Source organism: Caballeronia sp. HLA56, assembly GCF_054655155.1.
This window is the reverse complement of the sequence record NZ_BAAHOB010000001.1, coordinates 135,555-155,784: the sequence shown is the minus strand read 5'-3', so window position 1 is coordinate 155,784 and position 20,230 is coordinate 135,555. Positions and strand designations below refer to the sequence as shown.

Sequence of the window (20,230 nt, the reverse complement as noted above, 5' to 3'; positions counted from 1 at the left end):
GGTTTGAGGATCGTGCTTCGGGAGCGAGTCAGACGTCCCTAGAAACAAATCCATTGGAGGAAGAGCATGGCCAAGATCAACCGCGTTCTGGTAGGAGAGTCGCTCGTCGGCGATGGCAACGAAGTCGCTCACATCGACTTGATCATCGGACCGCGAGGTTCCGCTGCCGAGACCGCGTTCTGCAACGCGCTGACCAACAACAAGGACGGCTTCACATCGCTACTCGCCGTGGTCGCACCGAATCTGCTGACCAAGCCGAACACCATTCTCTTCAACAAGGTCACGATCAAGGGCGCGAAGCAAGCCGTGCAGATGTTCGGCCCGGCGCAGCATGCGGTGGCGCTCGCGGTCGCCGACAGCGTGGAGGACGGCACCATTCCCGCCGACGAAGCCGACGACCTTTTCATCTGCGTCGGGGTTTTCATCCACTGGGAAGCGGATGACGACAAGAAGATTCAGGAGTACAACTACAAGGCAACCAAGGAAGCTCTTCAGCGTGCGGTGGCGGGCGAGCCCAAGGCTTCGGAAGTCGTTTCGAAGAAGGGATCGGCGGCGCATCCGTTCGCGGCGAACTGATCGTCTGTCGTGGCCGGCGCGGGGCTTACATCCGCGCCGGCTGCTTTCGAATCAATCATGAATCACGGATGAATACGAGGCTTATCGCATGACCCCACGTTGCTGTGCGTTGACGGTGCTCACTTGCCTCTCGCTCGCTTCGCCGCTTTCGTTCGGCGCGACGGCTGCGGCCAAGGACGGCGCTTCCGCTTCGCGACATGATTATCCGACCGAGGGACGCGTCGAATACGTGCTCGGCTGCATGGACGACAACGGCCACGACTTCGCCAACGTCTACAAGTGCTCCTGCGCCATCGACAAGATCTCCCAGAGCCTCACCTACGACGATTTCGTCGAGCAGATGACGTTCTCCAAGTACGCCTCGCTTGGTGGCGAAGGCGGCGGCGAGTTTCGCGTGGATCGCGCCAAGGCACAGACGAAGAAGTACCGCGAGCTTCAGAAGGACGCATTCAAGGCTTGCGGAATCGTGCAGAAGGCGGCGGCTCGATAAGCCGGTTCAGCCGTTTCATTCAGATGCTGCCGGTGTCGTCAGTGACGCACCGGCAAGACTCGACGCTCATTCCGGCATATAGCCGCGTCCGATCCACGCGAGACTCACGCCGCCACGCGGCGATGCCGTCGCCGCGCTCCGCCGCCTTTCGATGACGACGCCCACCGCTTCGACATCCTCGAACTTGGCCGGCTTTTCGAGCGATACCCTCACCCAATGCGCGCCGAAGTCCGCGATCACGCGCTGCGCGATCTGTTCGGCGAGCGCTTCGAGCAACTGCACATGGTGCGCTGCCAGGAGCCCGAGAATCGCCTCCCGCACCGCAGCATAATTGACGGTATCTTCGATACGATCCGTGACGCACGCGCGTAGCGAGGGCACGCCGATCGCGAGATTCATGCGCACCGGCTGCGGGTCGTGCAGTTCGCTCTTGTCGATGCCGATCACCGTCTGGCCCGTGAGTCCCTCGATATAGACGATATCCATGTGAGCCCCACGGGATGCATCGGCGTCCGCCTGACTGGCGTCGCGAATCGGTTCGAATCTGCCCATATCGTCGTCTCCGGAACGGCATCGAAAAATCCGTAAGCTCCAAGCAAGAAGCGGGCAAGAACGCTTAAACCAATGCGACTACTTATTGAACCAATGCGTCAGAGCATGTAAAGTTTTTGAGAACCGTGCTGGCCGACTGAAGGCGATCGGGCACTACGGCCACGAGGCGCGCGCATGCGGTTATCGGCAAATACAAGTACCAAGAGAGTAGCGAGACCCGCGGCGCCAGCGGAAAACACAACAGATTCGACTTTCGACGGCTGTGCCGTACGCGTAAACACGTACGAGCGCAGCCGGAACGGACGTCACGGAGACACGGCCCCATGTCGTTGCTAGCAGACGTAGATACGCATGTCAGGGAAGTGCTGAATATCGTGAACAATCCGCTGGCGTCACGCCGCACCAGCGCTTCGGTCGCGCAATCGTGGACGCGCTGCCTGACGGAGTTCAGGCTCGACCCCGGCCATTTCGTCATGCCACCCGTGCTCACGCAGCGCGAACTCACCGAGCGCCGCGAGGCCGCGAGCGATCTCATCGCGTGCTCGAAGCTGGAGATGACGACGCTTTATCAGCAACTGGCTGATCCCGAACTCGCTGTCGTACTCGTCGATGCGGACGGCGTGATCGTTCATCAGGTGTCCTCGGTGCCGTTCGGCGAGGCCGTCGCCGCCGATGGCCTGCGCGTGGGCGCCGTGTGGAGCGAGCGCGAAGCGGGCACCAACGGCATGGGTACGTGCCTGATCGAACGCGACTGCATTGCCGTGTGCCAGCACGAGCATTTCTATCCGCGCTATACGTCGCTCACGTGTTCGGCCGCGCCGATCTTCGACGATCGCGGCACCGTGGTCGGCGTGCTCGATGTCACGAGCCGCTCGAAGCTCCTGCAGCAGCATTCGCTGGTGCTCGTCGGCATGTCGCGGCAGATGATCGAAAATCGTTTGATCGATGCGCGCTACCGTCACGCGAACATGATCCATTTTCATAGCCGGCCGGAATTCGTCGGCACGCTGCACGCGGGCAAGCTCGCTGTCAGCGACGACGGCGTGGTGCTCGCCGCGAGCCGCAGCGCGCTCTTTCAGCTCGACCTGCGTTCGCCCGCGGAGTTGTACGGCAAGCGCATCGAGGAAGCGTTCAACGCATCGCTCGAAGACATGATCGCGCGCAGCATTCGCGGCTCGTTTCATCCGGTGACCGTGTACAGCGCGAAGGCCAACACGCGCTTTTTCCTGACCGCGCAGACGCCGCGCGAAGGCATGCGCGACACGAGCCGCATTCTCCTGAACGATCCCGTCACGCGCGATTCTTCCGCGCCGGGATCGCGCGTAAGAGCGCCGAAACGCGATGCCCAGGACGTCCGCGACGTTCGTGATGGCGCGAGCACCGGCGCGGGCCGCCTCGACAAACTCTCGCATCTGGAATTCGGCGATCCGCGCATGGCTTCGCAGATTCAGCTTGCGGCGCGCGTGATCCAGCGCAAGATTCCGATCATCTTGCGCGGCCAGACCGGCACCGGCAAGGAAGTGTTCGCCAATGCGCTGCACAGCATCAGCCCGAACGGGTCGGGTGCGTTCGTCGCGGTGAACTGTGCATCGTTGCCGGAGAATCTCATCGAGAGCGAGTTGTTCGGGTATCGCGCGGGCGCTTTCACCGGCGCGCAGCGCGAAGGCCGGCGCGGCAAGATCGTGCAGGCCAATGGCGGCACGCTGTTTCTGGATGAAATCGGCGACATGCCGCTCGCTCTGCAAGCGCGTCTCTTGCGCGTGCTGGAAGAGCACGAGGTGACGCCGCTCGGTGCTGAAACCACCGTGAAGGTGGACTTTCAGCTCATCAGCGCGAGCCATAGAAACCTGATCGAACTCGTGCAGACCGGCCTCTTTCGCGAGGACTTGTACTATCGGCTGAACGGGATCGAGATCAATCTGCCGCCGTTGCGCGAACGGGCCGATGCGCTCGCGCTCATCTGCCATATCCTCGAAACGGAAACGTCCGAGCCGCCTTCATTGAGCGTCGAAGCGCGGCAGGCGCTGCTGTCTTATGCGTGGCCCGGCAACATCCGGCAGTTGCGGCATGTGCTGCAAATGGCGATTGCGTTGTGCGACGGTCCCGAGATTCGCTGCGCGCATCTGCCGCCGGAAATCGTCAACGGTGTGTCGGCGCAGACCGCGACGCAAAGCGCGCCGCGCACGCCGAATGTCGCCGCTACGTTCGCGCATCTCACCGAAGACGCCGATACGTCCACGCTCAACGCCATTCAGTTGCGTGAGCGCGAGACCGTGCTGCAATTGCTCGACGAACATCGCTGGAACGTGAGCAACGTGGCGAAGGTGCTCGGCATCAGCCGCAACACGTTGTACCGGAAGATGCATCGTCTGCATATCAGGTTGTCGCACGACTCGCCCAACGCAGCGGATCAAGCCGACGCATGACGGAACGGTCCAGCGAACCCACGCCCGCGCGCCGGCTCGACGAATTCAAAGCCGACGCGCGCTTTGCGTGGTGCGTCACGGGCTCCGGCCATATGCTCGAGGAATCCATCGAGCTTGCGCTGCGCTTGCCGGGCGTCGACATGTTCTTGTCGTCCGCGGGCGAGGAAGTGCTGCCGCTCTACGGCTGGACCCTCGCGAAACTGCGCGAACGCTTTCGCGTGTTTCGCGATAACAGCGCGAGCAGCGTGCCCGTCGGCATGCTATATCAGGGCGACTATCACACCGTCGTGATCGCGCCCGCAACGAGCAACACCGTCGCCAAGTGCGCGTTCGGCATCTCCGATACGCTCCCGACCAATCTCTTCGCGCAGGCCGGTAAGCAGTGTGTGCCGGGCATCGTGTATGCATGCGATACGGAACCGAGCGTCATCACGCATGCGCCGCGTCAATGGGTCGAACTGCGGCCGCGCGCCATCGAATTCGACAACGTCGAACGGCTTGCGCGCTTCGAACTCACGACGGTCGCGCGCACGCTCGACGACTTGCGCCACGCTCTCGATCAACGGCTATCCGAACTGAAGCTCGCATGGAACACATCGTCTTCCTGACCGGGCGGCTCGCCGAACGCAGTCTTCATCAAGTGCTGGAAGGCATCGCACCGACTTCGAATCAGGACTCGCCATTTTCGTGGGAAGTGCGCGAAATCGGCTTGCAGGTCGCGGGGCTGATGACGGCCGACATGATCCGCCGGCGCGTGGTGCCACCGCTCACCGAAGGCACGCACCGCGTGATCGTGCCCGGCCGATGCCGTGGCGACCTCGACATGCTCTCCGCGCATTTCGGCGTGAAGGTCGAGCGCGGTCCCGAGGAAGTCAAGGACTTGCCGCAGTTCTTCGGCCGCGAGGCGCGAAAGGTGGATCTCTCGCGTTACGAGACGGAAATTTTCGCGGAGATCGTCGATGCGCCGCGTCTCGATCTCGATGGCATCGCGGCACGCGCGCTTGACTATCAGGCTCAGGGCGCGAATGTAATCGATATCGGTTGCCTGCCCGCGACGCCGTTTCCGCATCTGGAAGATGCGGTAACGATGCTCAAGGAACGCGGTTTTCGCGTAAGTGTCGATTCCATGCTCACCGATGAACTCGTGCGCGGTGGACACGCGGGCGCCGATTACGTGATGAGCCTGAATGTGGATACGTTGTGGGTCGCCGACGAAGTGGCATCGACGCCGATACTCGTGCCGCGCGAACCGCTCGACGTGGCATCGCTCGATGCGGCCATCGACATCATGCAGCAACGCGGCCGTCCGTTTCTCGCCGATCCGATTCTCGATCCGATCCCGTTCGGGCTCGCGGCATCCATTGCGCGCTATGTAGGCCTGCGAGAACGCTACGCCGATGTGCCGATCATGATGGGCGTCGGCAACGTGACCGAGTTGACCGAGGCGGACACGAGCGGCATCAACGCCGTGCTGTTCGGCATGGCGGCGGAGTTGCGCGTCGCGGCCGTGCTGACCACTTCCGTGAGTCTGCATGCCCGCCGCGCCGTGCGTGAAGCCGATGTCGCGCGGCGCGTGATGCATGCGGCGCGTGAGACACAGACCTTGCCGAAGGGCATATCGAGCGACTTGTCGGCGCTGCATTCGAAGCGGCCGTTTCCTTATAACGCCGAGGAGATCGGCGCGCTCGCGGCGGCGGTGCGCGACCCCAACTTTCGCGTGCAGGTTTCCGCCGATGGCATTCACGTCTACAACCGCGACGGGCATCGCCTTGCAATCGATCCGTTCGCGCTTTATCCCGATCTCAAACTCGAAGCCGATGGCGGACACGCGTTCTACATGGGCGTGCAACTCGCGCGGGCCGAGATCGCGTGGCAACTCGGCAAGCGCTTCGATCAGGATCAGCCGCTCGATTGGGGATGCGAGGTAGATCGGCCCGAAGAGGACTTGAGCGCGTGGCATGCGCCCGGGCCCACCAGAAAACGCTGAGTCACGACGCTTTCCATTTGATCGAGCAGCCGAGCGCGGGGAGTTGCAGAGCCTGTGTGGTGCCATGGACCGCGATGTCGCGCATGGCTTCGTAGAGATCGCGGCGCGCATCGGGCAACGGTTCCTTGCGCGATGCATCGATTCTGCCGCGATAGCGCAGCTTCAGCTCATGGTCGAAACCGAAGCATTCCGGCGTGCAGACGGCGCCGTATGCATGCGCGACTTGCTGCGTTTCATCGAAGAGATACGGGAACGGCAGGCGTTGATCTTCGGCGAGGCGCACCATGGCGTCGAAATCGTCGTCGGTGTAGACGCTTGCATCGTTCGAGTTGATGCCGACGACGTTCACGCCTGTTTCACGTAGCTGGATGGCGTCGCGGATGAGGCCTGGCAACGCAGCTTTCACATACGGGCAGTGATTGCACATGAACACGATGACGAGGCCGCGCTCGCCCTTGAGACTGTCGAGCGTGCGGGTCGTGCCGTCGGTAGCGATGAGCGCGAAAGTCGCGGCATCCGCGCCCGGTTCGCCCGGCGGAGATTCGGTCGGCATGAGGTTGCTCCCAATTGGCTGTTCGGCATATCGACGAGGCGTTTCAAACCGTCTAGCATGTTGAAACGCTAACTTAGTTATCCGGAGCACAACATGATGCACACCGTCAGCATTGAATATGCTAAAGCTAACTTTTCGCAACTTATTGAGCTGGCGCTAAAGGGGAAAAGGGTTGAAATACAAGACGACTCGGGCCCGTCCTTTACGCTCAGCTGCATTCGTCGAGTCAAGGGCAGGAGGATTGGCATCGCGAAGGGACTCATCTCGCAAGAAGAGGTCGATGCGATAACCGAAGCGTTGCTTGCGCCGCTGCCCGACCACATACTCGCCGCGTTCGAGGGCCGGTAATGCGACTGTTGCTCGATACGCACATCTATGTCTGGTCCGTGACCGAAGACCGACGGCTTCCAAAGAAGGCACGCAGTCTGATCGAAGATGCAACTGAAATCTACGTCAGTTCCGCAAGCATCTGGGAACTGGCTATCAAAGCCGCTCGCGGCAAGCTTGAATTGCGTGTGCAGCAAATCCTCAACGGAGTGGATGACCTTGCTTATGCCGAACTTACCGTGAGTCATATGCATGCGCTTGCAGTACGTGACCTACCGCTTTTTCACTACGACCCCTTTGATCGTCTGCTGGTCGCGCAAGCCGCGAGCGAGCTTCTGCGATTGATTACCTCCGATCGACTTCTCTCGCCGTACCACGACTACGTCACCGTCGTTTGATCGGTCTCTGCTTTGGTTGAGAGCCAAAGCAGAGACTATTCACGCAACTGACCAGCCCCTCAGTGATACCGCCTCGCCATAGCCTCCAACGCCATCGGCCTGATCCTCGCCGCCTGCCCCGCGCACCCGAACGCCTCGAACCGTTCGATACATAAGTCCCTCGCCGCCGCCGTCGCCGCCTTCAAAGCATGACGCGGATCGAACTCCGAGCGCGCCGATGCCATCGCGCGACGCATCGCGCCCGTCATCGCAAGGCGAATGTCCGTGTCGATATTGACCTTGCGCACGCCATTCGCAATCCCGCGCCGTATCTCCTCGACCGGCACGCCGAACGTCGAACCAATCTCGCCGCCGTGCTCGCGTATCACCGTCAGCCACTCCTGCGGCACCGAAGACGAGCCATGCATCACGAGATGCGTATCCGGAATGCGCGCGTGTATCTCGGCGATGCGGTCTATCGCGAGAATATCGCCCGTCGGCTGACGGCTGAACTTGTAAGCGCCGTGCGACGTGCCAATGGCAATCGCCAGCGCATCGATGCCCGTCGCTTCGACGAAGGCGCGCGCTTCATCGGGATCGGTGAGCAAGCGGTCGTGACTGAGCGCGCCCTTTGCGCCCACGCCGTCCTCTTCGCCCGCAAGGCCGGTTTCGAGCGAACCCAGGCAGCCCAGTTCCCCTTCCACCGATACCCCGACCGAATGCGCCGCATCCACCACGCGCCGGCTGACCTCGACGTTGTAGTCGTAGTCCGCAGGCGTCTTCTGGTCCGGCATGAGCGAGCCGTCCATCATCACGGACGTGAAGCCGGAACGGATCGCCTGCTGACACACCGAAGGGCTCGCGCCGTGATCCTGGTGCAGCACCACCGGAAGCTCCGGATGCGCCTCGATGGCCGCCAGCACCAGATGCCGCAGATACGTCTCGCCCGCATACTTGCGCGCGCCCGCCGACGCCTGCAGGATCACCGGGCTTTGCGTCGCCTCGGCGGCCTGCATGATCGCGTGCACCTGCTCCATGTTGTTGACGTTGAACGCAGGCACGCCGTAATCGTGCTCGGCCGCGTGGTCGAGCAATTGTCTCAATGCGATAAAAGCCATCGTCATGTCTCCGTTGGCGGGAATAGAAATCAGGCAGCGACGCGCTTCGCTTCATCGACTAGCGCTTCCGTCGTCACACCGAAATGCGCGAACAGTTCGCTCGCAGGTGCGGACTCGCCGAACCGGTCGATGCCGATCACACCGCCCTGCAAACCGACGTACTGCCGCCAGAATCCGGTCACGCCCGCTTCTATTGCCACGCGCGGCACGCCCTCGGGCAGCACGCGCTCGCGCCACACCTGACACTGCCGGTCGAACACGGTGGTGGACGGCATCGACACCACACGCGCCAAGATGCCTTGCGCCTTCAGCGGCTCGACCGCCGCGAGCGCCAGCGACACCTCCGAACCGGTCGCCATCAACACGACGCGGCGCGCATCGCGTTCGCTCGTCGGTGGCCAGTCAACGAGCACATAACCGCCGCGCTCTATACCATCGATCTGCGCTTCATCGCGCGGCACGAAAGGCAGGTTCTGCCGCGACAGCAAGAGACACGAAGGCCGGTCGCGCTCGACCGCGCTGATCCACGCCTGCGCCGTCTCGACCGTATCGCACGGGCGCCAGACATCGAGACCGGGAATCATGCGCAACGTGGCGGCGTGCTCGATAGGCTGATGCGTCGGGCCGTCCTCGCCAAGGCCGATCGAATCGTGCGAAAAGACGAACACCGCGCGCGTCTTCATCAACGCGGCCATGCGCAAGGCGTTACGCGAATAGTCGGAGAACGTGAGGAACGTGCCGCCAAACGGCAGATAGCCTTTATGCAACGCCACGCCGTTCAGCACCGCGCTCATGCCGAATTCGCGCACGCCGAAATGGATATAGTTGCCCGCAATGCCATCTTCACCGTTCGATACGACGTCTTTCGCGTCCTTCCATCGCGTGAGATTGGAGCCCGTGAGATCCGCCGATCCGCCGAGCAGTTCAGGCAGCGCGCGCGCGAGTCCTTCGATGGCTATCTGCGATGCCTTGCGTGTCGCGACCGTCTGACCGGCGCGGTCGGCATCGCGTACGAGTGCATGCGCCGAATCGCGCCAATTCGCGGGCAACGCGCCGCGCGCACGGCGTTCGAACTCCGCCGCTTCATCCGGATACACGCGGCGATAAGCCTGCAGACGCGCGTTCCAATTCTCTTGCGCCGCCGCGCCCGCCTCGCGCGCATTCAAGCGTTCGCGTATCGAAGCGGGAATCTCGAATGGCGCATGCGGCCAGTCGAGCGCGCGCCGCGTCGCTTCGACTTCTTGCGTGCCGAGCGGCGCGCCGTGGACATCGTGCGTGCCGGACATCGCCGGGGAGCCCTTGCCGATCACGGTCTTGCAACAGATGAGCGTCGGCTTCGTCGATACGCGCGCCTGCTGCAGCGCATGCGAGACCGCATCGGCGTCGTGGCCATCGACTGCGCGCAGCACGTTCCATCCGTAAGCGGCGAAGCGTTGCGGGGTGTCGTCGGTGAACCAGCCCTGCACATGACCGTCGATGGAGATGCCGTTGTCGTCGTACAGCACGACGAGCTTGTTCAGACCCAATGTGCCCGCAAGCGATGCCGCTTCGTGCGAAATGCCTTCCATGAGACAGCCATCGCCCGCGAAAACATACGTGCGATGATCGACGATCTCATGCCCCGGCCGATTGAACTCGCGCGCAAGCAAAGCCTCGGCGAGCGCCATGCCGACCGCATTCGCGAGTCCTTGCCCGAGTGGTCCCGTCGTGGTTTCGACACCGGGCGTCACGCCCACTTCCGGATGTCCCGGCGTCTTGCTGCCCATCTGCCGGAAGCGTTTCAGTTCTTCTATCGGTAAGTCGTAGCCGGTGAGATGCAGGAGCGCATAGAGCAGCATGGAACCATGACCGTTCGATAAAACGAAGCGGTCGCGATCCGGCCAGTCGGGGTCCGCGGGATTGTGCTTCAGATGACGGCCCCACAGCGCGACGGCAATCTCCGCCATGCCCATCGGCATGCCGGGATGTCCCGAGTTCGCTTGCTGGACCGCATCGATCGCGAGCATGCGCAGCGCGTTGGCCATCTGTCGAATGTCGGGTGTGTGACGCGCTTTGGGCAAAGCTTCAGCGACGGCGCTCATGAGCGGCCTCCTTCGATGCAATGGTGGGAAATCTTTAAGCGCGCGCGCGTCGGTCGCGCAGCTGCAAAATCATCGGCGTGAAGATGAGTTGCATGGCGAGTCCCATCTTGCCTCCCGGCACGACGATCACGTTGGGCCGCGACATGAAAGAGTCGTGCAGCATGGTCAGCAGATAAGGGAAGTCGATGCCCTTGGGCCGCGCGAAGCGAATCACGACGAAGCTTTCGTCGGCCTGCGGAATCTCGCGTGCCGTGAACGGATTCGATGTATCCACGGTCGGCACGCGCTGGAAGTTCACGTGCGTATGCGAAAACTGCGGACAAATGTAGTTCACGTAATCGGGCATGCGGCGCAGGATCGTGTCGACCACGGCTTCGTGCGAATAGCCACGCAGGTTCTGATCGCGATGCAGCTTCTGAATCCATTCGAGATTGATGATGGGCACCACGCCCACCAGAAGATCGGCGTGACGCGCGACATCCACCTTGTCGGTCACCACGCCGCCATGCAGCCCTTCGTAGAACATCAGATCGGTATCCGCCGCGACGTCTTCCCAGGGCGTGAAGGTGCCCGCGTCCTGTTTGAAGCGCGCGGCTTCGGCGTCGTCGTGGATGTAGCGGCGAAACTTGCCGCCGCCCGTTTCACCATAGGTCGCGAACAACTGCTGCAGTTCTTCGAGCAGGTTGGCTTCGGGTCCGAAATGACTGAAGTTCTGCAGACCGTCGCGCTCGCTTTGCTTCAAGGCTTCGCGCATGCCGAGGCGATCGTAACGATGAAACGCATCGCCCTCGACGATCTGCGCGTTGATGCGCTCGCGTCTGAAGATATGCGTGAAACTCTTCATGACAGTGGTCGTGCCGGCGCCGCTCGAACCGGTCACGGCGACGATCGGATGTTTGGTTGACATGCGCTTGCCTCCCTGTTGACCGAAGCGCACATCGAAGCGCCTGCTCCGGTCTTATCTATAGCCGAGCCATCCATGTGTTCTGTGCGCTTGCAACCGGTTTTACGCGGGCGTCTCCGGCAGGAACAGCGAGCGCTCGTTGAAAAGTGGTGACGAAAACGGCTTGTCTTCGCCCCGGTCGTGCTCGCCGTGGTAGCGATGAATGCGCGCGACTTCATTGCGCGATCCCAGGATGACGGGCACGCGTTGATGCAGCGCGCGCGGCGTGAGATCGAGAATGCGCTCGCGACCCGTGGTCGATAGTCCACCCGCCTGTTCGATCAGAAAACTCATCGGGTTCGCTTCATAGAGCAGACGCAACCGGCCTTCCATTGCAGGCGTCTTGAAGTCGCGCGGATACATGAACACGCCGCCGCGCATGAGAATGCGATGCACCTCCGCGACCATCGACGCAATCCAGCGCATGTTGAAGTCCTGGCCGCGACAGCCCGTTCTGCCGTCCTTGCATTCCTGCACGTAACGGCGCACCGGCGGCTCCCAGAAGCGTTCGTTCGATGCGTTGATCGCGAACTCGCATGAATCCTCGGGAATGCGGATCTCGGAATGCGTGAGCACGAAGTTGCCGACGTCGCGCTCGAGCGTAAAGCCGTGCGTGCCATTGCCGACGGAGATCACGAGCATGGTCGCCGGACCGTAGATCGCGTAGCCTGCCGCAACTTGCTCGCGGCCGGGTTGCAGGAACGCGGCTTCATCGGTGATGACGTTGTCGGCGCTGTTCTTTCTCAACACGGAGAAGATGGAACCGACCACGCCATTGATATCGATGTTCGACGAGCCATCGAGCGGATCGAAGGCCAGCAGATATTCGCCGCGCGGATACGTTTCGGGAATTGCATAGACACCGTCCATTTCCTCCGACACCATACCCGCGAGCAGACCGTCCCATTCGCAATGCTGCAGGAAGATGTCGTTGGTCACGAGGTCGAGCTTCTTCTGCTCTTCGCCATGCAGGTTGATGCTCGACGCCGATCCGTGCTGCCCGCCGAGCGCCCCGCGCGTGAGCGCTGCCGCGATCGTCTTGATGGATGCAGCGACGTCGATCAGCAAGGCCGAGAGCCCGCTTGCGGCATCGGGGCCAGGCTTGCGGTCGAGCGTGTCGATCAGAAACTTCGATAAGGTCGTGCGTCCGTCCTGCATCGCGCTCTCCTTCTAGGGTTGGGATTCGGCAAACACGCGGCTCGCGCGGATATCGCTCGCGTCGAGCTGCATCAATGCGTGAGCGTCGGCGGGACCGCTGCCGCGTTCGGCCGCGGCAAACAAGCGATTCGCCTGACGCAGACGCGCGCGGTCGAGCGCATTGCGTACCGAACGCGCGTTGGCGAAATTCGGCAGCGCGATCCGGCGCGAAAGATAGTCTTCGAAGGCGCGGCGCGCGTCGCCGTCGAAGCGGTAATGCATCGACGAAAGCATGTGCTCGGCGATCTGCAACAGCTCGTCGGGCGCATAGTCGGGAAACGCAATGTGATGCGCAATGCGCGAACGAAAGCCGGGATTGCTTTGAAAGAACGTCTCCATGCGTCCTTCGTAACCCGCGAGAATCACGACGAGATCGTCGCGCTGGTTCTCCATGGTCTGCAGCAGAATCTCGATCGCTTCCTGCCCGTAATCGCGCTCGTTCTCCGGGCGATAAAGGTAATACGCTTCATCGATGAACAGCACGCCACCCATCGCGCGCTTGAGCACTTCACGCGTCTTCGGCGCGGTATGTCCTATGTATTGACCGACCAGATCGTCGCGCGTCACCGAAACCAGGTGATTGCGGCGGATATAACCGAGTCTGTGCAAGACCTGCGCCATGCGCATGGCAACGGTCGTCTTCCCCGTGCCGGGATTACCCGAGAAGCACATATGCAGCGTGGGCGAACCGGACGCGATGCCTAACGTTTCGCGCGCACGCTCCACCAGCAGATGCGCCGCGATCTCGCGGATGCGCGTCTTCACGGGCGCGAGGCCAATGAGGTCGCGATCCAGCTCCGCCAGCACTTCGCCGATGCGCGATTCGCGATACAGCGCCATGAGGTCGGCGCCGGGCTGCGGCTGCGCTTCGAGGTTCAACCGTTCTTCGAGCGTGGCTTCTGCGCTCATGGTGACTGCCTCCTCGATCAATAGCGATCGCCCGCGGGTCTGTCGGTGGCATACGTGCGGATCGAATAGCGCTGCACGCGGCCATGCACGTCCTGACGTTCGAGCCGGAAGCCCTTCTCGTCGGATGGCCGGTTGACGATGAACGAAAGCCGCATGGTCTCGAAGCCGCGCACCGAATCGAACGCATTGACCTTGATGTACTGCTGCGGATACGTCTTCCTGCAGGCGTTGACTTCCATCATCACGCCTGCTGCATCGTGCAGGTCGAACATGGGCAGGCCCCACATCTCCCAGTACGTATTGCGCGGATGCGGGTCGTCGGTGTACTCCACCGAACAAGCCCAGCCCTGATCGAGCGCGTAGTTGATCTGCGAGGAGATTTCTTCATCGGTCAGCGGAGGAAGAAACGAGAACGTTCCCTGAGTCAGTTTCATGATCTGATTCCCTTGAAGATGAGATGCGTCAGGCAGGCGTCGCCGACACCGCGTAGTCGGGCGTATCGGTGGATGCATAGTTGAAGGTCACGTCGCGCCACGTATCGAGCGCGGCCTTGAGCGGCGTGCACCAGCGCGCGGCGGCTTCGAGAATGTCCATGCCCTCGTTGACGATGTCGCGCCCTTCATTGCGCGCCTTGACCATCGCTTCGAGCGCCACGCGATTCGCCACGGCGCCCGCCTGTATGCCTTGCGGATGCCCGATGGTCCCGCCGCCGAACTGCAGAATGGCGTCGTCGCCGAAGAGGTCGAGCAACTGATGCATCTGTCCCGCATGAATGCCGCCCGACGCCACCGGCATGACCTTGCGCAAACCCGCCCACGGTTGATCGAAGAAGATGCCGCGCGACAAGTCCACTTCGTTACGCGACTCGCGCAGCACGTTGTAATAGCCCTGCACGGAGAGCGGATCGCCTTCGAGCTTGCCGACCGCCGTGCCCGCATGCGCATGATCGACGCCCGCCATGCGCAACCATTTCGCGATCACGCGAAACGAGATGCCGTGATTGCGTTGCCGCGTATAAGTGCCATGCCCCGCGCGATGCAGATGCAGAATCATGTCGTTTCTGCGCGCCCATTTCGACATCGACTGAATGGCGGTCCAGCCGATCACGAGATCGATCATCACGATGCACGAGCCGAGTTCCTTGGCGAACTCCGCGCGTTCGTACATGTCTTCCATCGTGCCAGCAGTGACGTTGAGATAGTGGCCCTTCACTTCGCCGGTCTCGGCTTGTGCGCGCGCCACGGCTTCCATTGCGAAGAGGTAGCGGTCGCGCCAGTGCATGAAGGCTTGCGAGTTGATGTTCTCGTCGTCTTTCAGAAAGTCCAGGCCGCCCTTCAGACCTTCATAGACCACGCGTCCATAGTTCTTGCCCGAGAGGCCGAGCTTGGGCTTGACGGTCGCGCCGAGCAACGGGCGTCCGTATTTGTCGAGCCGTTCACGCTCGACGACGATGCCCGTCGGCGGCCCTTGAAACGTCTTTAGATACGCAACCGGAATGCGCATGTCTTCGAGCCGCAGCGCCTTTAAAGGCTTGAAGCCGAAGACGTTGCCGATGATCGATGCCGTGAGATTCGCCACGGACCCCTCCTCGAACAGATCGAGGTCGTAAGCGATATACGCGAAGTATTGCGGATCGTCGGCGCGTGCATTGGGCACGGGCTCCACGCGATACGCCTTTGCGCGGTACATGTCGCAAGCGGTGAGACGGTCGGTCCAGACCACCGTCCACGTCGCCGTCGACGATTCGCCCGCAACGGCTGCCGCGGCTTCTTCAGGATCGACACCCGCTTGCGGTGTGATGCGAAAGAGCGCGATGACATCCGTATCCTTCGGCACGTAATCGGGCTGCCAGTAACCCATCTCGCGATACTTCATGACGCCGGCCGCATAACGCGAGCGCGGATCGGACGGATTGCGCGCTGCCTCTACAGCAGCCTTGTTGAAGTCGTTCATTCCGTTTCCTCGACAGTGGAGATGAGAGGACGTTCGCTCGATGGCGCCCGCCGCGCTGTTGTGTTCGCCTGCTGTGAATGCAGAGTAGGCTCGCGGCTTTCAGAAAGGAATTCACGATTAACTTGCACGAGGCTAAGCAATCCCTTATCTACTGTCCCGTTCGCGAAGCCTCGCCACGCCGATGGAACACTTTGCTGCATTTTTGTCACAGTGCCGGCTTGCAATGCATTTTGTCGCCCGGCCGTGCTATTTGCCGGCGTCACGGCGCGGATGGCATGACGCTTGCGTGAATCGTTCGCGCCGGCGTCTCCCGGCTGTGTGACGAATGCATCCGTCAGACGTGCAAGCGAGGCAACCACCGTCATTATTGGAGGATCGACTATGCAATGGACCACGCCCAGCTTCACCGATATGCGTTTTGGTTTTGAAATCACGATGTATATCGCCACCCGCTAAAGGCGGATGAACCCGCACGGCGCTGCATCGCTCGAAGTTCGAAGAACGATGCGGCTCGCCCGTGCGGTTATGAACAACCGAACGACGCGCGCCGCCATGATCTACGAGACCATCGTCACGACAGCGAATAGCGATGGCCGGCCGCACATCGCGCCCATGGGCGTGCGTTTCGAAGACGGCCTCGCGATCCTTGCGCCTTTCAGGCCGTCCACCACACTCGACAATGTCATCGCCACACGCAGCGCCGTCATCAACTTCACGACGGACGTGCGCGTGTTTGCTGGCTGTGTCACCGGCATCGCGCGCGACTGGCCCACGGTTCCAGCCAATGCGGTGCCGAGCGTGCGGCTTGCCGACACGCTTGCGCATACCGAACTGCGACTCGCCAATATGAGCGAAGACGAGACGCGTCCCGTGCTGCGCATGGAATGCGTCTATCGCGAAACGCATGCGCCGTTCGCGGGTTTCAATCGCGCTCAAGCGGCAGTCGTCGAAGGCGCGGTGCTCGTGAGCCGGCTTTTCATGTTGCCGCCGGAGAAGGTGGATAGCGAGATCGCTTATCTGCGCATTGCCATCGACAAGACCGCGGGCGATGCGGAACGCACGGCGTGGAACTGGCTATTGCAGGCTATCGATGAATATCGCGCCAGGGCGCTCAGCACGTCGGCCCTTGGTTCCTGATTACTCTCTGAAGCACCCCCTTGGAGTCTGACCATGACCGCATTGCTCGCGAGCGTCCGCTCGGCCGATGAAGCATTCGATGCCGCGCAGGCAGGCGCGGAACTGATCGATTTGAAGGAACCGGGCGCGGGCGCGCTGGGCGGTGTGAATGTCGATGAAATCGCGCGCATCGTTGGCGCGTTGCGCGCGCGTTACGCGGTGCGGCCGATTAGCGCCACTATCGGCGACTTGCCCAACGACGCACTCGATGAGATCACCACGCGTGTGCTCGACGTCGCCGCGGCGGGCGTCGATTACGTGAAGGTCGGCGTGAACGCCGGGCCCGGTGCGGTCGAATGTTTGCGTCATCTGGCGGGCTTGCCAGCGGCCGTGGTGCCCGTGCTGCTCTCCGACGAAGGCGTGGACCGTTCGCTTGCGGCGCTTGCCGTGCAACTCGGCTTCGTGGGTATCGTCTTCGATACCGCTCGCAAGGACGGACGCACGCTGTTCGATTGTGTCGATGTCACCGTGCTCGCGGAGTGCATGGCCATCATGCGCAGCCGCGGCGGTATGACCGCGCTCGCGGGTTCGCTCGGATGGAACGATCTCGAACGCATCCGTTCGTTGAGGCCCGATATCGCGGGCTTTCGCGGCGCGTTATGCGATGAGAACACCGGACGCGCGGGACGGCTCGATCCGCTGCGCGTGACGCGATGGGTCAATGCGCTGCACGGCGAACGCGCGCTCACGCTTTGACGCATGCATGCCCGGCGCCTGGAATAAAAGCGCCGGGCATTCGAGGCATCAGACAGCGAGATTCAAGAGCCTGTCGCGCATGACGTTCACATCGCCCTTGCTGAAAATCTCCACGACGTAGTTGGCATCGCGCACATAGGCCGGAAAGCGCTTGTCCACGATGCCCTCGTTTGCGAGCGTCTCCAAGGGCGCGTTCGCTTCGACATCGCATGACTTCACGATCATCAGCCGCTCCGCATTGAGTCTCGCGGAAAGCCATGCGGCGAGACTGTCGGAAGTCGTGTCCCAGTTGGTCATCGAGTCGGGCGTGGAGCGCATGAGATCGGTTGGCACCCACACCGCCACGCGGCCATCGCGCAGTGCGCGCCGGATGCGTTCCTCGTTCGACGCTAGCACGAGCTCAGGCGCCACGCCTTGCATGAGAATGGCGTACTGCGCCATGGCGAGCAGACACATGTTGTGCGCCGCCAGGTCATCGAAATGCCATTCGCTTTGATACTGCCGCACGGCATCGGCAAAATCGCCGCCGCCCGGAACGATCACGACCCGCCCGCCACCCACTTCCCATAGCTGCGTCAGCCACTCGCGCAGCGCAGGGTCGTGACTCAGGCTACCCCCGATCTTCACCACCCACATGGCCGTTATCCTCGTTCGAGATTGACCGCTTTCATGCTGCCGCCGGGCCACGCACCCGGTTCGTCGCCGCTCTTCTTTGTCGCCTGTCCATCACGTCGATGCCATGACGCTGCCCGCCGTCGCACGCTCCGTCGCCGATGCCGCGAGCAAGCCCACGGCCACGCTCGGCGCGCACGTCGAAACCCATTCGGCACGCTCGGTGTCGTTGTCATCCACACCAGCCAGCCGCGCAAAATCGATATAACCGCGCGCCTCCTGACGCGCCAGTGCCGTGGCGAGAAAGCGCCCACAGCCCGCACCGACGATCGGTGCACGAGCCAGCGCTTCATGCTGCGCACTCACGCGCGCAAGGTTCGTTTCGAGCGTGCGCAACTGTTCGTGGCGCCACGCGTGCGCGAAGCGGCGCCATTCGGCATCGCTCGCGTCGGCTGCATCGCGGCCGATCATCCTCGCAATGCGCGTGCGGCTCGCGGCCTCGGTCTTCGGACCGTTGTCGGCGCTTGCATGCTGATCGTGTTCCGGCCACAGTTCGCCGGTCAGGCGATACACATCGGCGGAAGTCGCGAACCATTCGTTCATCACGCCGGTGGTCTCGCCACGAAATGCGATACGTTGCGCAACGCCGCACAAGGGCGTGCGCACGACACCCTGATAAACGAGCTCGCCGCTCACGAGCCGCTCGGCGTCGTTCGAGCCGCGCGCAACCACGCGTCCCGCCACGATGGGAATGATGTCCGTGGTCGTGCTGCCGATATCGACGAGCACCGCATTCGGCACGCACGACGCGACCCATTGCGCGGTCGCAAGCCAGTTCGCCGATGCCACCTTGCGCCAGCCATCCGCGCAGGCAGAGCGCGCGAGCCAGCCTGCTTCGCCCGCGTAGAACAGCGTGCGCGGGCCGAGCCGCTGCGCAAGGGTGCGCGTGAGCGTGCGCACGCCCTCGGCGCGGTCGCTGAAGAGATCGACCATTTCGCCTGTCATCGTGACCGCGTGACGCGCCGAAGCATGCGCGGCATCGGGCCAGCGTTCGAACACGTGATCGATGGCGCGTTCGAGATGCGTCATGCCCTGCCACAACGGACACGCCCATTGCGCGACATCGGCGAGTCCGTTCTCGCGGGTCGTCATCGACACCTTGACGTGCGCGCCACCTACGTCCCAGCCGAAAACCGGCGCTTGCCGATGCGTCATCAGGACGCTCCCTGACAGGCGCGCAACGGACCCGAATCGCGTTCATCCGCAAAGCCCGCGACGTGATGCGCCGCGAGTAGTTCCGCCGCGAGATTGCGCGCGAGCGCGTGGCTCAAGCCTGCATAAGCAACCGTCAAACGCGGGTTCACTTCGATGACCACGGGCCCGCGCGCCGGGTTCCAGACAACGTCGATGCCCGCGAAGCCACGCAGCCCCGGAAACGCTTCCGCCACACGTAGCGCGAGCCGTTCGAGCGCGCGCCCTTGCGGCCCATGCCGATCGATACGGTCTACATCGACGCCATCGAACTGGACGATGTGTTTGCCAGCCGCATGCGAAAGCCCGATGTTCTGGCGGTTGATCGAGACCACGCGCGCGCCTTCGTCGTCGCAAATCAGCGAGACGCTGAGCGGTTCACCGTCGACCCACGCCTGAAGCACGGGATTGCGGCCCGCTTCCGCGCGCGCTTGGTATTCGGCGCGGGCGGCGTTGAGTTCGCCGTAGACGTAGGTATCGAGGCCGCCTGCGCCGTCATCTGGCTTGACGACCCAGCGGCATGCGTCGTCAGGCGATGCATCGTCGGGATCGAGTGCGGGCGTGACCGCGATGCCGCGCGCCGCGAGACAAGCGGCCGTCGCGCTTTTGCTCGATGCCGCGCGAATCGTTTCCTTCGCGCAGCCAAGCCAGCGCGCGGCGCCCACGGCATCGAAAAGACGCAGCAGCAAACCATCGCATTCCGGCGCGATGATGCACGCGTAGTCGTTGGCGCGCGCCATGCGGGCGACGAAGCGCGTGACGGATTCGCCCGGCTCGGCCTTGCAGTGCGCGTAGGCGGCATCGACATGCTCGAAGCGCGAACTCGCGATGGTCACGTCGATGCCCGGCAACGCGCGCAGATCGGCTGCGATAGCGTCGCGCATCACGCGGCCCTCGACGATCAGCGCGCTCAGGTCCGCAAGACTGCCCGCGCCCGCGACATCGGGATCGATGCCGCCGCCAGTGAGATACTCGAACACAAAGATCTTGGTCAAAGGAAAGCCAT

General features: G+C 62.5%; 22 protein-coding genes. 10 read left to right on the top strand and 12 right to left on the bottom strand.

The genetic code is table 11. The features are described from left to right. Positions 1-66 precede the first annotated feature (66 nt). Together fae and ACYQ47_RS00745 are read left to right on the top strand one after the other, a co-directional pair. Positions 67-576, top strand: coding sequence for a formaldehyde-activating enzyme (gene fae, locus ACYQ47_RS00750; protein WP_244828807.1), 510 nt, complete (start codon positions 67-69; stop codon positions 574-576). A gap of 88 nt (positions 577-664) precedes the next feature. Then, complete coding sequence (locus tag ACYQ47_RS00745; RefSeq protein WP_244828808.1) at positions 665-1,066, top strand: hypothetical protein; 402 nt, start codon at positions 665-667, stop codon at positions 1,064-1,066. Positions 1,067-1,132: 66 nt separating this feature from the next. Here the strand turns inward: ACYQ47_RS00745 and ACYQ47_RS00740 are convergent, their stop codons facing one another. Further along, the gene (locus ACYQ47_RS00740; RefSeq protein WP_459904201.1) at positions 1,133-1,618 is read right to left on the bottom strand and encodes a dihydroneopterin aldolase; all 486 of its coding nucleotides are present in this window, start codon (positions 1,616-1,618) and stop codon (positions 1,133-1,135) included. Between the two features lie 323 nt (positions 1,619-1,941). On the opposite strand from ACYQ47_RS00740, the gene ACYQ47_RS00735 reads away from it, so the two are divergent. From ACYQ47_RS00735 to ACYQ47_RS00725, 3 genes are read left to right on the top strand one after another with little or no spacing between them, the layout of a single operon-like run. Further along, a complete protein-coding gene (locus ACYQ47_RS00735) occupies positions 1,942-4,044 on the top strand; it encodes a sigma-54-dependent Fis family transcriptional regulator (protein WP_244828810.1) in 2,103 nt (700 codons plus the stop codon). Further along, entirely contained in the window at positions 4,041-4,652 is a 612-nt protein-coding gene (locus tag ACYQ47_RS00730; protein WP_250493747.1) for a flavoprotein, read from the top strand. The genes ACYQ47_RS00735 and ACYQ47_RS00730 overlap by 4 nt, the downstream gene beginning before the upstream one ends. Continuing rightward, entirely contained in the window at positions 4,631-6,031 is a 1,401-nt protein-coding gene (locus ACYQ47_RS00725) for a DUF6513 domain-containing protein (protein WP_250527023.1), read from the top strand. Before ACYQ47_RS00730 ends, ACYQ47_RS00725 begins: the two co-directional genes overlap by 22 nt. 1 nt (position 6,032) lies before the next feature. Here the strand turns inward: ACYQ47_RS00725 and ACYQ47_RS00720 are convergent, their stop codons facing one another. Then, the gene (locus tag ACYQ47_RS00720; protein WP_244828813.1) at positions 6,033-6,584 is read right to left on the bottom strand and encodes a thioredoxin family protein; all 552 of its coding nucleotides are present in this window, start codon (positions 6,582-6,584) and stop codon (positions 6,033-6,035) included. 93 nt (positions 6,585-6,677) lie between these two features. Here ACYQ47_RS00720 and ACYQ47_RS00715 point away from each other — a divergent pair, with 93 nt between their 5' ends. Together ACYQ47_RS00715 and ACYQ47_RS00710 are read left to right on the top strand one after the other, a co-directional pair. Beyond that, positions 6,678-6,932 (top strand): type II toxin-antitoxin system Phd/YefM family antitoxin, encoded by a 255-nt coding sequence (locus ACYQ47_RS00715; RefSeq protein ID WP_459904200.1) that lies wholly within the window; start codon positions 6,678-6,680, stop codon positions 6,930-6,932. Then, positions 6,932-7,309, top strand: coding sequence for a type II toxin-antitoxin system VapC family toxin (locus ACYQ47_RS00710; RefSeq protein WP_459904199.1), 378 nt, complete (start codon positions 6,932-6,934; stop codon positions 7,307-7,309). Before ACYQ47_RS00715 ends, ACYQ47_RS00710 begins: the two co-directional genes overlap by 1 nt. A gap of 59 nt (positions 7,310-7,368) precedes the next feature. Here the strand turns inward: ACYQ47_RS00710 and fba are convergent, their stop codons facing one another. From fba to ACYQ47_RS00675, 7 genes are all read right to left on the bottom strand, one after another. Next, the gene (fba, locus tag ACYQ47_RS00705) at positions 7,369-8,406 is read right to left on the bottom strand and encodes a class II fructose-bisphosphate aldolase (protein WP_250493751.1); all 1,038 of its coding nucleotides are present in this window, start codon (positions 8,404-8,406) and stop codon (positions 7,369-7,371) included. 29 nt (positions 8,407-8,435) lie between these two features. Beyond that, entirely contained in the window at positions 8,436-10,487 is a 2,052-nt protein-coding gene (tkt, locus tag ACYQ47_RS00700) for a transketolase (protein ID WP_459904198.1), read from the bottom strand. A 34-nt stretch (positions 10,488-10,521) separates the two neighbouring features. After that, positions 10,522-11,394, bottom strand: a complete 873-nt coding sequence (locus ACYQ47_RS00695; protein WP_459904197.1) for a phosphoribulokinase — start codon at positions 11,392-11,394, stop codon at positions 10,522-10,524. 99 nt (positions 11,395-11,493) lie between these two features. Beyond that, a complete protein-coding gene (locus ACYQ47_RS00690) occupies positions 11,494-12,588 on the bottom strand; it encodes a class 1 fructose-bisphosphatase (RefSeq protein ID WP_244828819.1) in 1,095 nt (364 codons plus the stop codon). Between the two features lie 12 nt (positions 12,589-12,600). Further along, the gene (gene cbbX, locus ACYQ47_RS00685; protein WP_459904196.1) at positions 12,601-13,536 is read right to left on the bottom strand and encodes a CbbX protein; all 936 of its coding nucleotides are present in this window, start codon (positions 13,534-13,536) and stop codon (positions 12,601-12,603) included. 17 nt (positions 13,537-13,553) lie between these two features. Beyond that, positions 13,554-13,970: a ribulose bisphosphate carboxylase small subunit gene (locus tag ACYQ47_RS00680; RefSeq protein WP_244828821.1), complete on the bottom strand. Its 417-nt coding sequence runs from the start codon at positions 13,968-13,970 to the stop codon at positions 13,554-13,556. Positions 13,971-13,998: 28 nt separating this feature from the next. Then, a complete protein-coding gene (locus tag ACYQ47_RS00675) occupies positions 13,999-15,489 on the bottom strand; it encodes a form I ribulose bisphosphate carboxylase large subunit (RefSeq protein WP_244828822.1) in 1,491 nt (496 codons plus the stop codon). Positions 15,490-15,870: 381 nt separating this feature from the next. Between ACYQ47_RS00675 and pqqA the strand changes: the two genes are divergently transcribed. From pqqA to ACYQ47_RS00660, 3 genes are all read left to right on the top strand, one after another. After that, entirely contained in the window at positions 15,871-15,945 is a 75-nt protein-coding gene (pqqA, locus tag ACYQ47_RS00670; protein WP_008354335.1) for a pyrroloquinoline quinone precursor peptide PqqA, read from the top strand. Between the two features lie 96 nt (positions 15,946-16,041). After that, entirely contained in the window at positions 16,042-16,626 is a 585-nt protein-coding gene (locus tag ACYQ47_RS00665; protein ID WP_459904808.1) for a DUF447 domain-containing protein, read from the top strand. 33 nt (positions 16,627-16,659) lie between these two features. After that, entirely contained in the window at positions 16,660-17,361 is a 702-nt protein-coding gene (locus ACYQ47_RS00660; RefSeq protein WP_459904195.1) for a (5-formylfuran-3-yl)methyl phosphate synthase, read from the top strand. Positions 17,362-17,409: 48 nt separating this feature from the next. Here the strand turns inward: ACYQ47_RS00660 and ACYQ47_RS00655 are convergent, their stop codons facing one another. From ACYQ47_RS00655 to ACYQ47_RS00645, 3 genes are all read right to left on the bottom strand, one after another. Then, positions 17,410-17,997, bottom strand: a complete 588-nt coding sequence (locus tag ACYQ47_RS00655; RefSeq protein WP_244828824.1) for an amino acid kinase family protein — start codon at positions 17,995-17,997, stop codon at positions 17,410-17,412. Between the two features lie 90 nt (positions 17,998-18,087). Further along, entirely contained in the window at positions 18,088-19,188 is a 1,101-nt protein-coding gene (locus ACYQ47_RS00650; protein WP_250527028.1) for a hydantoinase/oxoprolinase family protein, read from the bottom strand. After that, on the bottom strand, positions 19,188-20,219 hold the full coding sequence (locus ACYQ47_RS00645) for an ATP-grasp domain-containing protein (RefSeq protein WP_459904194.1): 1,032 nt from the start codon (positions 20,217-20,219) through the stop codon (positions 19,188-19,190). Before ACYQ47_RS00645 ends, ACYQ47_RS00650 begins: the two co-directional genes overlap by 1 nt. Positions 20,220-20,230 lie beyond the last annotated feature (11 nt).